The 14047-nt window shown below is 46.4% G+C and carries 8 protein-coding genes; 6 read left to right on the top strand and 2 right to left on the bottom strand.

The genetic code is table 11. The features are described from left to right. The first annotated feature begins 197 nt into the window (after window positions 1-197). The 3 genes from IEW88_RS03570 (at window position 198) to IEW88_RS03560 (ending at window position 7762) form a co-directional block, all read left to right on the top strand. A complete protein-coding gene (locus IEW88_RS03570) occupies window positions 198-3038 on the top strand; it encodes a M16 family metallopeptidase (RefSeq protein ID WP_147902720.1) in 2841 nt (946 codons plus the stop codon). A gap of 465 nt (window positions 3039-3503) precedes the next feature. Further along, entirely contained in the window at window positions 3504-4622 is a 1119-nt protein-coding gene (locus tag IEW88_RS03565) for an efflux RND transporter periplasmic adaptor subunit (RefSeq protein ID WP_147902721.1), read from the top strand. Window positions 4623-4663: 41 nt separating this feature from the next. Next, on the top strand, window positions 4664-7762 hold the full coding sequence (locus IEW88_RS03560) for an efflux RND transporter permease subunit (protein WP_147902722.1): 3099 nt from the start codon (window positions 4664-4666) through the stop codon (window positions 7760-7762). Window positions 7763-7829: 67 nt separating this feature from the next. Here IEW88_RS03560 and IEW88_RS03555 read toward each other — a convergent pair whose 3' ends face one another. Continuing rightward, window positions 7830-9698 carry a putative bifunctional diguanylate cyclase/phosphodiesterase gene (locus tag IEW88_RS03555; protein ID WP_185148495.1) on the bottom strand — a complete coding sequence of 623 codons (1869 nt, stop codon included), beginning with the start codon at window positions 9696-9698 and terminating at the stop codon, window positions 7830-7832. 256 nt (window positions 9699-9954) lie between these two features. Beyond that, window positions 9955-12864, bottom strand: a complete 2910-nt coding sequence (locus tag IEW88_RS03550; RefSeq protein WP_229670264.1) for a TonB-dependent receptor — start codon at window positions 12862-12864, stop codon at window positions 9955-9957. 248 nt (window positions 12865-13112) lie between these two features. On the opposite strand from IEW88_RS03550, the gene IEW88_RS03545 reads away from it, so the two are divergent. The 3 genes from IEW88_RS03545 to IEW88_RS03535 are packed head-to-tail and all read left to right on the top strand — an operon-like array spanning window position 13113 to window position 14035. Beyond that, entirely contained in the window at window positions 13113-13325 is a 213-nt protein-coding gene (locus IEW88_RS03545; RefSeq protein WP_053425381.1) for a RebB family R body protein, read from the top strand. Window positions 13326-13340: 15 nt separating this feature from the next. Next, window positions 13341-13706: a hypothetical protein gene (locus IEW88_RS03540; protein WP_147902725.1), complete on the top strand. Its 366-nt coding sequence runs from the start codon at window positions 13341-13343 to the stop codon at window positions 13704-13706. 56 nt (window positions 13707-13762) lie between these two features. Then, on the top strand, window positions 13763-14035 hold the full coding sequence (locus IEW88_RS03535) for a RebB family R body protein (protein WP_185148496.1): 273 nt from the start codon (window positions 13763-13765) through the stop codon (window positions 14033-14035). The last annotated feature ends 12 nt before the right edge of the window (window positions 14036-14047 follow it).

The raw sequence follows: 14047 nt of genomic DNA, 5'->3' as shown, positions 1-14047 counted from the left end.
TCCTCTTTGCTTGTCAGAACTTTAAGCCAGACAGGCTGAATTATGAATGAATTCAGTACCCTGTGTTGGAGATAAATAGCGGCAAAAGTACTTTTATCGAACCCCGCACCGCCGCATTGTATAGCTTTGTTACATAGTTGTATCTTTTTAACCCCTGCGAAACGTGTTTTAATCGGGCCACTTACACGGAGGGACTTATGCACAAATCTAAACTGGCACTAGCCATCGCTTTTGCCTTTACCTTAGCCGCTTGCGGCACTCAGACTCAAACAAATTTACCTGCTGGTGTGACATTAGTTGATCAGTCCAAACCGCAGCAAGGCATTCATATTCCTTATAAAAAGTATCAGTTGGACAATGGTTTGACTGTGATAGTGCATGAGGATAACTCAGACCCACTGGTGCATGTAGATGTGACCTATCATGTGGGGTCGGCCCGCGAAGAGCTAGGTAAATCAGGTTTTGCTCACTTTTTTGAGCATATGATGTTTCAGGGATCTGAAAACGTTGGTGACGAACAACATTTTAAAATCATTACCGAAGCAGGCGGCACTTTAAACGGTACCACTAACTCAGACCGTACCAATTACTTTGAAACAGTACCTGTCAATCAGGTTGAAAAAATGCTTTGGTTAGAAGCAGACCGGATGGGCTTTTTACTGGACGCTGTGACAGAAAAGAAGTTTGAAGTACAACGTGAAACCGTGAAAAACGAACGGGGTCAGCGGGTCGACAACCAACCCTATGGCCGTTTAAACGAGAGAGTCTCTCAAGCATTGTATCCAGATGGCCATCCCTACTCCTGGCCAGTGATTGGTTACATGGACGATTTAAACCGCGCTAACGTCAATGATGTCAAAGCCTTCTTCCTGCGCTGGTATGGACCAAATAATGCCACTTTAACCATAGGTGGAGCGGTAAAAGCTGAAGATATGTTACCTCTGGTGCAAAAGTATTTTGGCTCTATCCCACGTGGCCCTGAAGTAACGGATGCAGCTAAAACGTTCGTGAAGCTACCGGAAACCCGTTATATCTCGATGGAAGACAATGTGCATTTACCGCTGGTCTACATTGCGTATCCAACAGCTTATGCCACTCATAAAGACGAAGCCGCATTGGATATTTTGTCGGAAATTTTAGGCGGCGGTAATAACTCGCTGCTGTACAAAAATCTGGTGAAAAATCAGCTGGCAGTGCAGGCTGCTGTATCGCACCCCTGTCGTGAGCTGGCCTGTGAATTTTCTTTATATGCCCTGCCTCATCCGGCCTCAGGCAAAACTCTGGCCGATATAGAGCAAGTGATCCGCGCCAGCCTGACCGAATTTGAACAGCGTGGCGTCACAGACGACGATTTGTTAAAAGTAAAAGCCAAGATAGAAGCCAGTAGTATTTTTGGCCTGCAGAGTGTGTCCGGTAAAGTCAGTCAGTTGGCGGCAAGCCAAACCTTCCAGGGCAAACCAGATACCATTGCGGACGATATAGCCCGTTACAATGCGGTAACCAAAGAAGACGTAATGCGGGTGTACAACACCTACATTAAAAATCAACATTCTGTGGTGATGAGCGTGGTGCCAAAAGGCCAGAAGCAACTGATCGCCAAAGCAGATAATTTCACACCGGTAAAACACGATTTTGGTGGCCCTTCAAAAACCAGAGCTGAAGATTTACAAGTACGTAAAGCAGTGGACACTTTTGACCGCAGTAAACAACCTATGGCTGGCGTGAACCCAGCCGTGGAACTACCAGCCACCTGGACCATGGATTTAGGCAACGGTATCAAGGTATTAGGCAGCCAAAGCACTGAAACACCTACCACTTCGTTATTGCTGAAAATCCCGGTCGGCAGCTATTACGAAACAGCGGACAAAGCTGGTATCAGCGCTTTACTGGCGGCTATTCTGAATGAAAGCACACAAAACTACAGCACGGAGCAAATGAGTCTGGAGCTGGAAAAGCTGGGTAGCAACATCAACATCAGTTCAGGCGATAGTTACATCGATGTGTTTGTATCCAGCCTCAGCAAAAACCTGCCACAAACCTTAAGGCTGTTGGAGGAAAAGTTACGTAATCCAGCCTTTAAAGCCGAAGACTTCAGTCGCCTGCAACAGCAAACCTTGCAGGGTATTCAGCACAGCGCCACTAATCCGGCTTATATAGCGGCAACGGCTTACAACAAACTAATGTTTGATGGCAGTATCGCGGCTTTACCTAATGAAGGCACGCTGGAATCTGTCAGCAAACTGACGTTGGATGATGTGAAAAACTGGTATCAAACCTACTTCAAGCCAGCCGGTGGCCAGCTGATTGTGGTATCGGATTTAGCTCAGGATAAAGTCGCTGCAGAGTTAAAAACTCAGTTGACTGACTGGCAAGGTAAAGGTCCGGCTGTTCAGGTCAATACAGGCCAGATGAAAGCCAAGCCTGGCACTATTTATTTGCTGGATAAACCTAACGCCCCCCAGTCTGAAATTCGTATTGGTAAGCGTTCACTGACCCAGGACATTACTGGCGAGTTTTATCAGGCAAGCCTGATGAACTTTGTGTTAGGCGGTACCTTTAACAGCCGCATTAACCTGAATCTGCGTGAAGACAAAGGCTACACCTACGGCGCCCGCGCCAGTTTTATCGCCGACAAGTTTGCAGGTACTTACACTGCTTCTGCGGCTGTGCGTGCCGATGCCACGGCTGATTCTATTCGTCAATTTATCAATGAACTGGATGCCTTCCAGCAAAAAGGTATTGCCGATGATGAACTGTCTTTTATGCGTCAGGCCATTAATCAGTCGGATGCACTAAAATACGAAACGCCCAATGCTAAGTTAGGCTTTATGGCACAAATTCTGGAATTTAACTTAACGCCCGATTTTGTCCGTGAACGTAATCAGATTGTGTCTGGTATCAGTAAAGAGCAAATTAACGCTTTGGCTGCCAAACATTTAAACACCAAAGAGATGGCCATTCTGGTGGTGGGGGATGCGAAAAGCTTAACACCAGAGCTGGAGAAACTGGGTTACCCGGTAGAAAAAATCAGTCTCTGATCGAGTTTATGTAGAGATGGCCACCCTAAGGTGGCCTTATTTTCCTGCAACAACGCTGCCAGACTTTGTGATAACGCTTAACATTCCTGTCATTTGGTTACAAATTTAATCTATTTTCCGATAGGTGAAAGCGCTTTTGCTCGCTACACTATGACAAGGTTTTTTGCGTCTTTGCTACTGTTCCAACCCCAGGCAAAGCGCAAAACTACTGGCACGGACCACTGCCATTCAGAGCTAACCAGCACCCATTTTCTTAAATTTTTATTAATTTATGACTAATCGTCACAATTTGTAGGAAAACGTGGCACACTAGTCAGCCCGCTGAATGTTGTAAGTCAGGTATAAGCTCAGAACCATTATTCCGAGCTTTTCACTATAAGTGGCTCTAATCCGGGAGTGCTGCCAGCTCGTAGTATCAGCGCTGAAACTCTTGGGTCTTTATTAACTTTTAATCTGGTTACCGCTATGAAAAGATTTAAATCTATATTGTTTGCCGTACTTGGCCTGATCTGTGTGTTTATGGTGCTTGCAGGGGTCAAAGGTGGCCAGATTGCAGCCATGATCGAATCAGGTGAAACTTTTGTGCCGCCACCAGAACATGTCAGCACCTTTGTTGTAGAGCAACAAAGCTGGCCTAATACCTACAATGCGATAGGCACGGTGCTGGCCGACGAAGGTATTATTGTCGCGGCTGAAGTACCGGGTCGGGTGAAAAAAATCAGTTTCAGTAATGGCCAGCAAGTCACTGCAGGCACAGTACTGATTGAACAGGATGTCACCAATGAGCAGGCTCAGTTGCGTTCAGCTGAAGCCAGCTTAAAACTGGCGAAAACCAGTTATGACCGTTTAGTGCAGTTACGTCGCACTAACATTGCCACTCAAAGCGAACTGGATAATGCCAAACAGCAACTGGACAGCGCCGCAGCTCAAGTCGATAACTTAAAAGCCACCTTGCAGAAGAAAGTCATTCGCGCGCCTTTTGATGGCCGTATTGGCATTCGTCAGGTGGATTTAGGCACAGATTTACAAGCTGGAACTCCGATAGTGTCATTGCAGGCCACCAATAAAGTGCGGGTCAACTTCCCTGTGCCGCAACACTGGCTGACCCAGATCACTAAAGGTTTGCCTGTAGAAGTGTCTGTCGGTGACGGAGCTGTGATTGTCAAAGGCGAGATCAGTGCGATAGGCGCAGAAATTAATACCAGCACCCGAAACGTAATAGTGCAATCCATTCTGGACAACAGCTCTGACGTATTAATTCCAGGTATGGCGGTCTCTACCACTGTAACCTTAACAGAACCACATCAACTGCTGGTGGTACCAAGCACAGCCATTATCTACGCGCCTTTTGGTGACACCGTATTTGTAGTAGAAAAAGATGACAAAGGCGGCTTAAAAGCCCGTCAACAGTTTGTCCGTCTCGGTAAAGCCCGTGGTGATTTTGTTGAAGTGATTGATGGCTTAAAAGCCGGTGAGCAAGTGGTAAGCGCTGGAGCCTTTAAATTATTTAACGGCCAGGCTGTGGTGCTGAGTAAAACTCAACCACCAGAGTTTAAAGCAACGCCAACACCTGCTGATACCTGATTTGTACTTGCTAATAACCAGCCATTAAGAATGAGCAGATTATGAATTTTACCGATATTTTTATTAAGAAGCCTGTGCTGGCCATAGTGGTCAGCCTGCTGATATTGCTCGCTGGCTTCCAGTCGATGAGCAATATGACGGTACGGCAGTACCCACGTTCAGACATAGCTGTGATCAAAATTACCACGGCTTACATAGGTGCCAACGCTGATTTGGTTCGTGGTTTTATTACTACCCCTATAGAGCGTGCTATCGCCTCAGCTGGTGGTATCGACTATATCGAATCGCAAAGCACTATGGGCGTGTCGACAGTCACAGCGCATTTACACCTGAACTATGACCCGCTCAAAGCTATGACGGAAATCAGTGCTAAGGTCAATCAGGTAAGGGGAGATTTACCGCCAGAAGCCGAAGTGCCGGCTATTGCGATTGAAGCCGCCGACAGTCAGTTTGCTGCGGCTTACTTAAGCTTTAGCTCAGACATTCTGGAGCAAAACCAAATTACTGAGTTTTTAAGCCGTTCTGTACAGCCTCGTTTAATTGCCATCAGTGGTGTACAAAAAGCAGATATCCTGGGTGGCCGCACTTTTGCAATGCGGGTCTGGCTCAAACCAGAGCGTATGGCGGCTTTAGGTATTACCGCTTCTGATGTGCGCACTGCCCTGACTGACAATAATATTCAGGCCACCATAGGTCAGACCCGGGGCGCTTACACCCAGGTGAATTTGCGCGCCAACACCGACATGAAAAGTGTTGATGAATTTAAGCGTATGATTTTACGTCAGAATAGCGACGGTATAGTGCGTTTGTCTGATGTAGCAGATGTGGTGTTAGGTGCTGACGATTACAACACGGACGTCAACTACTCAGGCGAAACAGCCGTCTTTATGGGGGTCTTTGTGGCTCCTAATGCCAACTCGCTGGATGTGATTAAAGCAGTAACCAAAGAGATGGAGCAAATTAAAGCTGAGCTGCCCAGTGGTTTAACAGGTGAAGTGTCTTACGACGCCACCAAATACATTGAAGCTGCTATTGATGATGTCGTAAAAACACTAGGCGAAACTTTACTGATTATCGTCATCGTCATCTTCCTGTTTTTAGGGTTCAGCCGCTCAGTGCTCATTCCTATTATCGCCATCCCACTGTCCCTGATTGGCGCCATGTTTATTATGAAAGTCTTTGGCTTCTCATTAAACCTGCTGACCTTGCTATCGATTGTATTGTCTGTCGGTCTGGTGGTGGATGACGCTATTGTTATGGTGGAAAACATAGAGCGCCATATTCAGAATGGCCTGAAACCTTTCAAAGCAGCCTTAGTGGCGGCCCGCGAACTGGGTGGTCCTATTATTGCGATGACAGTGACTTTGATTTCTGTCTATGTGCCTATAGGTCTACAAGGTGGTTTAACAGGGACCTTATTCCGTGAATTTGCCATTACACTGGCAGGTGCTGTGGCTATTTCTGCCATTGTCGCTATTACGTTGTCGCCCATGATGGCATCACGGATGTTAAAACCTCATACCAGCAATAAAGCACCACTGGATGCTATTTTTAGCCGTTTCCAGCACTTTTACAGCCGTAAGCTCGAAAGTAGTTTAAATAACAGATCGGGCGTCTATGTATTCTGGGTTGGCATTATGCTGCTGTGCGTACCTTTATACAGCATGTCACCGAAAGAGCTGGCACCAGTAGAGGATCAGGGCGTTATTTTCGGCATAGTCGACTCTCCCGCTAACTCAACAGTGGATCAGTCATCTTATTACGGTAAGTACGTGAACGAAGCTTTTATGTCCGTGCCTGAAACTGACTTTACCTTCCAAATCACCTTCCCTACTGGTGGTTTTGGCGGCATGGTGACTAAACCCTGGGCTGAACGTGAGCGTACAGTCTTTGAGATGATGCCGGAAGTGCAGCAAAAACTGGCAGAAATATCGGGTGTTAGAATTTTACCTATTACTCCACCTGCTTTACCTGGTGGTGGCCAATTCCCTGTTGAATTTGTCATTGCCTCTACGGCTGAGTCAAAAGAGATTTACGACTATGCGCTGAGACTGGAAAAAGTAATGCGTGAAAGCGGTATGTTCCCGTTCCAGGTGATTGATATGAAGGTGGATCAGCCTGAGTATCAGTTGAATATCGACCGCGACAAAGTGGCGGATCTGGGACTGAATATGCGTGATGTAGTGCAAGACTTAGGCACTTTGTTAGGTGGTGGTTACGTTAACCGCTTTAACATGTCAGGCCAAAGTTACAAAGTGGTACCGCAGGTTAAACGTCTGGAGCGGTTAACGCCTGATGATTTAACCAATCTCTATATCAAAGGCCCACAAGACCAGATGATTCGGGTTGATCAAATCGCCAGCCTGACTCACAGCACTGTGCCACGCAGCATCAACCGTATGCAGCAGTTAAATGCTGTGAAAATCAGTGGTGTGACTATTAAACCTCTGGATGAGACCTTAACCTTCCTTGAAACCGAAGCGAAGAAGTTACTGCCTAGCGGTTATTCAATAGATTACACAGGTGAATCCCGTCAGTTAAAACGGGAGGGCAACACCTTCCTGCCAGCCTTTACTCTGGCAGTGACTATGATTTTCCTGGTGCTCGCGGCTCAGTACAACAGCTTCCGTGATCCTATCGTCATCTTGTTAGGTTCAGTACCGCTGGCTCTGTTTGGTGCCCTGGTCTTTACCTTCCTGAAAATACCAGCGCCTATGCCATTTTTCACCGACGGCTTTACCAGCACACTGAATATCTATTCGCAGGTGGGCTTAGTCACACTGATAGGTTTAATAGCCCGTAACGGTATTCTGGTGGTGGAATTTGCCAACAAACTGCAAGAGCAAGGTAAATCCAAACTGGAGGCCATTCGTGAAGCTTCAGTGCTGCGGTTGCGTCCTGTCATGATGACCAGCATTGCGACTATCGCAGGTCACACGCCACTGATTTTCGCTGAAGGCGCAGGTGCCGCTGCACGTAACTCTATAGGTATAGTCCTGGTACTGGGGATGACGATCGGAACCTTGATGACACTCTTTGTGTTACCTTCTGTCTACATGCTGATCGCCAAAGATCATAGCCATGACAAGGTAATGGACGAAGAGGATGACGAAGAAGAGCATCAGGTGAAACCAGTCTAAAACCCAAACATGAAGCTGGGGCCAGATAATATTAGTTACACATAGCTAGTATCATCTGTCCCCCTTGTTACTGAGTTAGTAGTGATTCAAATTCCTTTGGCGACACAGCTTTAGACCATAAATAACCTTGTGCATAATGACAACCTGCTTGCTGTAATAACTCCAGACTCTGCTGATCTTCCACGCCTTCAGCCACAGTATGCAAACCTAAGCTGCTTGCCAGTTGAATAATACCTTTGACCAGAGCCAAATCTTTGTCATCATGTGAGATGCGGCTAACAAAAGATCGATCTATTTTTAAACTGCTGAGCTGAAACTGGCTTAAATAGCCTAAATTAGAATAGCCAGTACCAAAATCATCGATGGCAAAATGCACACCCAAAGCCGATAACTGTTGTATTTGTTGTTTTACCAAAGCGGTATCATCAATCAGTACAGACTCGGTTAGCTCCAACTCCAGTGCATGTGCGGCCAAGCCAGTCTCCTGCAGAACTTGCCGGATTAGAGCAGGTAAATCACCCTGCTTGCATTGCATGACAGAGATATTGACGGCAATACGAAGCGCATACCCTGAGTTTTGCCATGCGACGGCCTGACCGCAAGCCTGTTGCAACACAAAAAGCCCTAACTCTTGAATCAAGCCTATTTCCTCAGCCAGAGGAATAAAGACGTCCGGCGCAATCACACCTAATTCAGAATCAGTCCAGCGCAATAAAGCTTCTGCTCCAAATACTGTATTCGTTTTGATGTCATAGACAGGTTGATACAGCACAGAGAATAGTTGCTGTTTGACGGCCAAACGTAAGCGCATCATCAGATTAAATTTTTCCAGTTGCTGCTGTTCCATCTCGCTCTGATACCAGCAAAATCTGTTACGCCCCATCTTCTTCGCCTGATACATAGCGGTATCAGCTTTTTTGCAAAGCAGCTGAAAGTCAGTACCGTCCTGTGGCGACAATGCCACCCCAACAGAAGCCGATAGCTGCACTTTATGTTGCTGCACCAGAACTTCCTGTTGGCAATGTTGCAATAAGTTTTGCACTAAAAGTTCAAGTTCTTGCCGCTGTTGCCATTGGGTTAACAGCACAACAAATTCATCACCACCAAAACGGCTTAACAGATCCTGCTCCGACAAGGCTCGCTGCAAATTGACCGCTAATTGCTTTAAAACCTCGTCTCCTGCCTGATGCCCCAGCGCATCGTTAATAGGCTTAAAGTTGTCTAAATCAATAAATAGTAAAGCGACTTCTGCTTCAGGTTTGACCGCCACGGCTCGTTGAAAGGCAAGTTCACATTGAGCGCGGTTCACTAAGCCAGTCAATGGATCGTGCTGAGCCAAACGCTGAATTTCCAACTGAGAGCTGACGACTCTTTCGTTTTCCCGCTTTAATTGCAACAAGGCATCTTTGGTATCCCGGGCAATCAGCCTCATGCTTAAGCCACTGACAATCAAAAGAATATTTAAAGTAACAAAAGAGTTAACTGTAGGCAGAGGCTGGCGAAACTCAATCCAGCCATACAAAGTAGCTAAAGCCAGAGCAGAACAAAACAGCAAAATAAAACCGAACAGCAACCAATAAAAACGCTTCCCGCTGTACATAGCGGCATAAGCCAATACCAATGGGTACCCCAGCAACATCAGGTCGAAAATACCCAAATTAATACTGATCAGACTACAGATCATCAGAGTTAACAGCCACAACAAAGCATCGGTAGCAAAACGGACTTTAGCCCGGTAAAGCAAAATCAGAATGCACACTAAGCCAACGGCTGTGGCCAATAAAATGGCTGAGGATTTAGGACCTGACGGCAAGACACCACAGATCACTGCAGTCAGACAAATCCAGACAATTTGCTTTAATCGCTTAAGTTGATGAGCAGTTAAAACAATCACATCAGTGCTGGCTGATAAATCAAAAAAAGTCCGCTGTTTCATATCCTGCCTTATGCCTGAATGAACCACAATGTACCGCTGATGAAAACGATAAAAGCTGCAATAACAAATTCTTTGCTCAGAATACCAGACTACTGAAAAATAAACACAGTGGGGAGGAGCAGAATTTGCCGGATCTAAGTTTCTGCACTTTGTCATGTTGCACTACTTCAAGGGCGGTATTGACGCCAAGCTGTGACGTGCGCAAAAAAACACCGGCACAAGTCCGGTGTTTTGATGGTGAGTGCAAGGGTTGCACTTACATACTGTAGCGCACCCCTAAGGCGAAAGTACGGCTGTATAACGCAGTACCGAAATTGCCTGTAGTCGCGTCATTACCATAATAACTCTGATAAAGCTCATTGGTCAGGTTAGTGCCATCCAGAGTAATTTCAAACTGCTCTGTCAGTTTGTAACTTAACTGGAAATCCATACTGGCTTCGGATTTACGGCGCATCTCCAGCGGGTTGGCAAATAAAGCCGCTTCATAATTGGACAGGAATCCTTCGCGCCAGGAGTAGGATAATCTCATCCCCAAGTCGTTTTTATCGTATGCCAGCACCACACTGTAAGACGAGTCTGACACACCAAACAGATCGGTGTCTCTGTAGCCGGTAATTTCACCTTCACTGTTCGTATCTGGTGTGGTTTGTTGAGATGACAAACGGGTATAACTGGCTTGTACCCCAAAGCCATCTAAAGCATCAGGTAAATAGTCAGGGAACCAGACCAGACCAATTTCAGCACCAGATAACTCGCCATTCGAAGCATTGTATGGCTGCGTCAGCACAAATTTATAAGGGGTTGAGTCGGTCGCTGATTTTGGCGCTGTAACAGAGCGGCGGAAGCCCACCACAAAACCATCAATATCACGTCTGAATAAAGTACCGTACAAAGAACTGGCTTCAGCAAAATACCATTCCAGCGACAGATCGTAGTTTTTCGACTCTGTTGGTTTCAAATCCGGATTGCCGCCGCCTGCAGTGCCATAGCCTATACCTGTGACATCCTCGTTGTAGATGATCAGCGGATTTAAATCACCAAAGGCTGGATAACGTAAAGTTTCGGTGTAAGCAAGCCGGGCCTGCACATCATCCGTCAGTTGATAACGAGCCGTCAGACTAGGCAAAATTTTGCGGGTTTTACTCTCGCCAGCAGTAGTATTTTGCAATGCTCCAGGCGCGCTTTCCTGATAGAAAGTGGAGTCTGTGTCTATGCCCGTGTAACGCGCACCAATTTCACCGTTTAATGCACGACCTGCCACTTCGGTTTCAAACTTGCTCTGCAAATACAAGGACAAAGTGGTGGCGTCAATATCAAAGGAGCGCTGTAAATCCAGTTTGTTCATGCCATACAGAGCGCGGAACTCGTCAGCGTTATTACGGATGTAATAGCCATTAGCCACAGCCCAGCTGGTGGGCACATTGGCTTCACCGTCCATAAATCCTGAATTGATCGATGCCAGCCCGTCTATAGTGCCTACATTAACCTCACCGCCGCAGCAACGATCCTGACGGCTGAATGATGTGGTCGCGCCACGCTTGTCATAACGCACACCTGTTTCTACTGTGGTAAAAAAACCATCAAGACGATAGGACAAGTCAGAAGTAAAAGTCACCGCATCGCCTTCGTCTTTATTGGCATTGTCGTACATGCCGTCGATTCGATAAGCCGAAGGATCCGCCATACTAGACTCATCCACTGCTGTAGTCGCCGGATTGTCTTCAAAGTTAAAACCCGGAATTCCACCGTTTTCATTAAAATCGACATTTAGTTTGTAGTTGTTACCCGGCCGCACAAAACGCATGGCAAAAAAATCACTGTTGTATTCACTGTCCTGATACACCAGTTCAGATTTTAACGTCATGTAGTCAGACAGCTCCCATTTACCACCTAAAGCATGCAAGTAACTGTCAGTTTTTCCTGTGGACAAGTCACCGCTGGTAAAAACCCAAGGGTCGTTAACTGAACGGGATTTGACAATATTAGTGCCTGGATGCAACTGCACATTAGCCGCAGCGGCAGCCTGCGCTGGTGTCATGCCTGCATAACCACCCCAACCATCAGCAAAGGAGAACAGCAGGCTGTTAAAACCTTCATTACGAAAGCCGTTATAAAAGGATTCGAATACATACTCAGACTTTTCATTGGGAGCGAACTGCAAGGAAATATTGGCGGCAGGACGTTCGCGCTCACCGCTGAAATCACTTTGGAATATCGCATCACGACTGAGTAAATAAGGGGTTGCCACACCATTGATATCCAAGGTAGCACCCTGGTTTGATGGTAAACCCGCTAATAAACCCGGTTGCCAGATAGGATTTTCAGCAACCCCTGGCCTATCCAGAAAAATACGCTCGTAGGGGGTAAAAGGCGCTGTCGGATTTTCTGTCATAAAGGGCAGCATAGCGCCAGCAGTCACGCTTTGATCGCGGTAACGCATTCTGGAATAGGAGATATTCACCAAAGCGCCAAACTGACCAGAGTCCAACTCCCAGTTATTACTGGCTAAAGCGCTAAAGGTTGGATTAATTTCTTCATTTTGTTCGGTATAAATACCGCGGGCATTGGCAATAAACTTAGCGCCGTCAAAATCAAAAGGCCGATGTGTTTTGACGTCAATAGAACCGGCAATACCACTTTCAATTTGACTGGCGGAACGGGTTTTATACACATCCACCTGTTTTAATAAACTGGCAGGAATATCCTGCAGAGCAACGGCTGTGCCTGAGGCGGTGAAAATATTTCTGCCATTCACTGTGGTGGTAATATCACTTAAACCACGAATGGAGACAGCCGAAATTTCGCCTGAAGCACGGTTTGTCACCTGCACACCTGTCACGCGTTGCAAAGACTCTACGACGTTATTGTCGGGGAACTTACCAATATCTTCTGCGACTATCGCATCCACAATTTGTTCATTGTGACGCTTTACACCCAGCGCTTTATTCAGACTACCCCGAATACCTTTGACTTCAATAATTTCAACTTCTGCTGCTTTGTTATTTTCTTGCGCTGCATGCACTGGCTGACTTACTAATACAATAGCCATAGACACTGCACTGCTTAAGACGGATCGCTTAAACATGAGCTTCTTCTCCCCTTGTCGTGGTTTTAGTACACCTTCCCGGTCAAAACACAGCAGACCTTCGAGGCATTTTTTTATCATTTCTTAAATCATGCTATTGTATGATTAATAGACTGTCAACTCAGAAACAAAGAAATATTCATCTCGAAAGATAAATTCCGATTGAAGGTAAACTGTTAGTTTTAACGGCAGATTTGCACCTATATCAACTACAACCTATAGTCTTAACGGCCCGGCTGTGACCGCCTTTTAGTGACAAGGTCTTGAGCCATAGATCAAAAGCGGCACAAAGCAGCTTTTATCAGTCCGCACCACCTACTGGAGAAACCATGAGTACTGTGAATCCACAAATTACCGACGCGGTCACCCAAACCAATACGACAGTGCTGTGCAATGCACCGAGTCAGGCGATAGCTACTTTGTATCAACTCAGCGCCCATGCGTTAGGGCTTGCGATGCATAACGCCGTTAGTAACCAGCAGAATCTCAATCAGCTCAATCCGGCTATTGTGGCTCAGGCTATTCAACTGCTGAAAAGCTAAACGGGACCACATCAGATGACAACCACAACAGATCCTCATTCAGAGCCAGCCGGAAATATCGAACCCTTTGAGGCTGTATGCCAGCAATTGCTTCAGACCAATCCACAACTTGCCTCAGCAGCAAGCCGACTTATGGCCAACCAGACCGCGGCTTTGATGCTGGAGGATATGCGCTGTTTTTTACAGGGTAGCGAACAACTTCTATTCGTAGCCTTGGCAAAAGCGGCCCATTTGGCCACAGAGGAAACAACCACAGAGCAAGGCAAAGCAGCATTAAGTGCTGTCACAGACGCATTACAAGGTTTAACAGGTTTTGCGCGGGAGCTGACGGCTGCGGCCAGCGCTGTCGCAACAGCTTTTGATAGTAAAACAACGGGTTAATTAGACACTCATGGTAATAACAGCAGTAAGAATAAACTCAATAAAGGAGAATAAAAATGGCTACTTCAGTCAATGAACAAATCACAGATGCCGTGACTCAAAGCAATGTCAAAGTTGTGCCTGAAAGTCCAGCCATCGCGATGGGAACTTTGTACCAGAGTATGGCGCATTCCACCGGGATTTTGTTTGAGAACGCGGTCAGTAATCAGCGGCAACAGGATATTCTGGCGCAGGCAGCAACCACACAAGGCGTTAAGCAGATTTATAGCGTAGATACTATGGCTGATGCACTGGCTGTCACCACAATGCAGGATGCCTCTAAAAGCTGATCCAGTAAAACT

Origin of the sequence: Rheinheimera tangshanensis (assembly GCF_014645135.1) — a bacterium.
GTDB lineage: Bacteria > Pseudomonadota > Gammaproteobacteria > Enterobacterales > Alteromonadaceae > Pararheinheimera > Pararheinheimera tangshanensis.
Note: the sequence above shows the minus strand (reverse complement) of the source record. Positions and strands in the feature narration are given on the sequence as shown.

What these genes read in the sequence shown, in the direction of transcription:
- IEW88_RS03570 (WP_147902720.1), top strand. Translation starts at nt 198, where the DNA reads ATGCACAAATCTAAACTGGCACTAGCCATCGCTTTTGCCTTTACCTTA.
- IEW88_RS03565 (WP_147902721.1), top strand. Translation starts at nt 3,504, where the DNA reads ATGAAAAGATTTAAATCTATATTGTTTGCCGTACTTGGCCTGATCTGT.
- IEW88_RS03560 (WP_147902722.1), top strand. Translation starts at nt 4,664, where the DNA reads ATGAATTTTACCGATATTTTTATTAAGAAGCCTGTGCTGGCCATAGTG.
- IEW88_RS03555 (WP_185148495.1), bottom strand. Translation starts at nt 9,698, where the DNA reads ATGAAACAGCGGACTTTTTTTGATTTATCAGCCAGCACTGATGTGATT.
- IEW88_RS03550 (WP_229670264.1), bottom strand. Translation starts at nt 12,864, where the DNA reads ATGATAAAAAAATGCCTCGAAGGTCTGCTGTGTTTTGACCGGGAAGGT.
- IEW88_RS03545 (WP_053425381.1), top strand. Translation starts at nt 13,113, where the DNA reads ATGAGTACTGTGAATCCACAAATTACCGACGCGGTCACCCAAACCAAT.
- IEW88_RS03540 (WP_147902725.1), top strand. Translation starts at nt 13,341, where the DNA reads ATGACAACCACAACAGATCCTCATTCAGAGCCAGCCGGAAATATCGAA.
- IEW88_RS03535 (WP_185148496.1), top strand. Translation starts at nt 13,763, where the DNA reads ATGGCTACTTCAGTCAATGAACAAATCACAGATGCCGTGACTCAAAGC.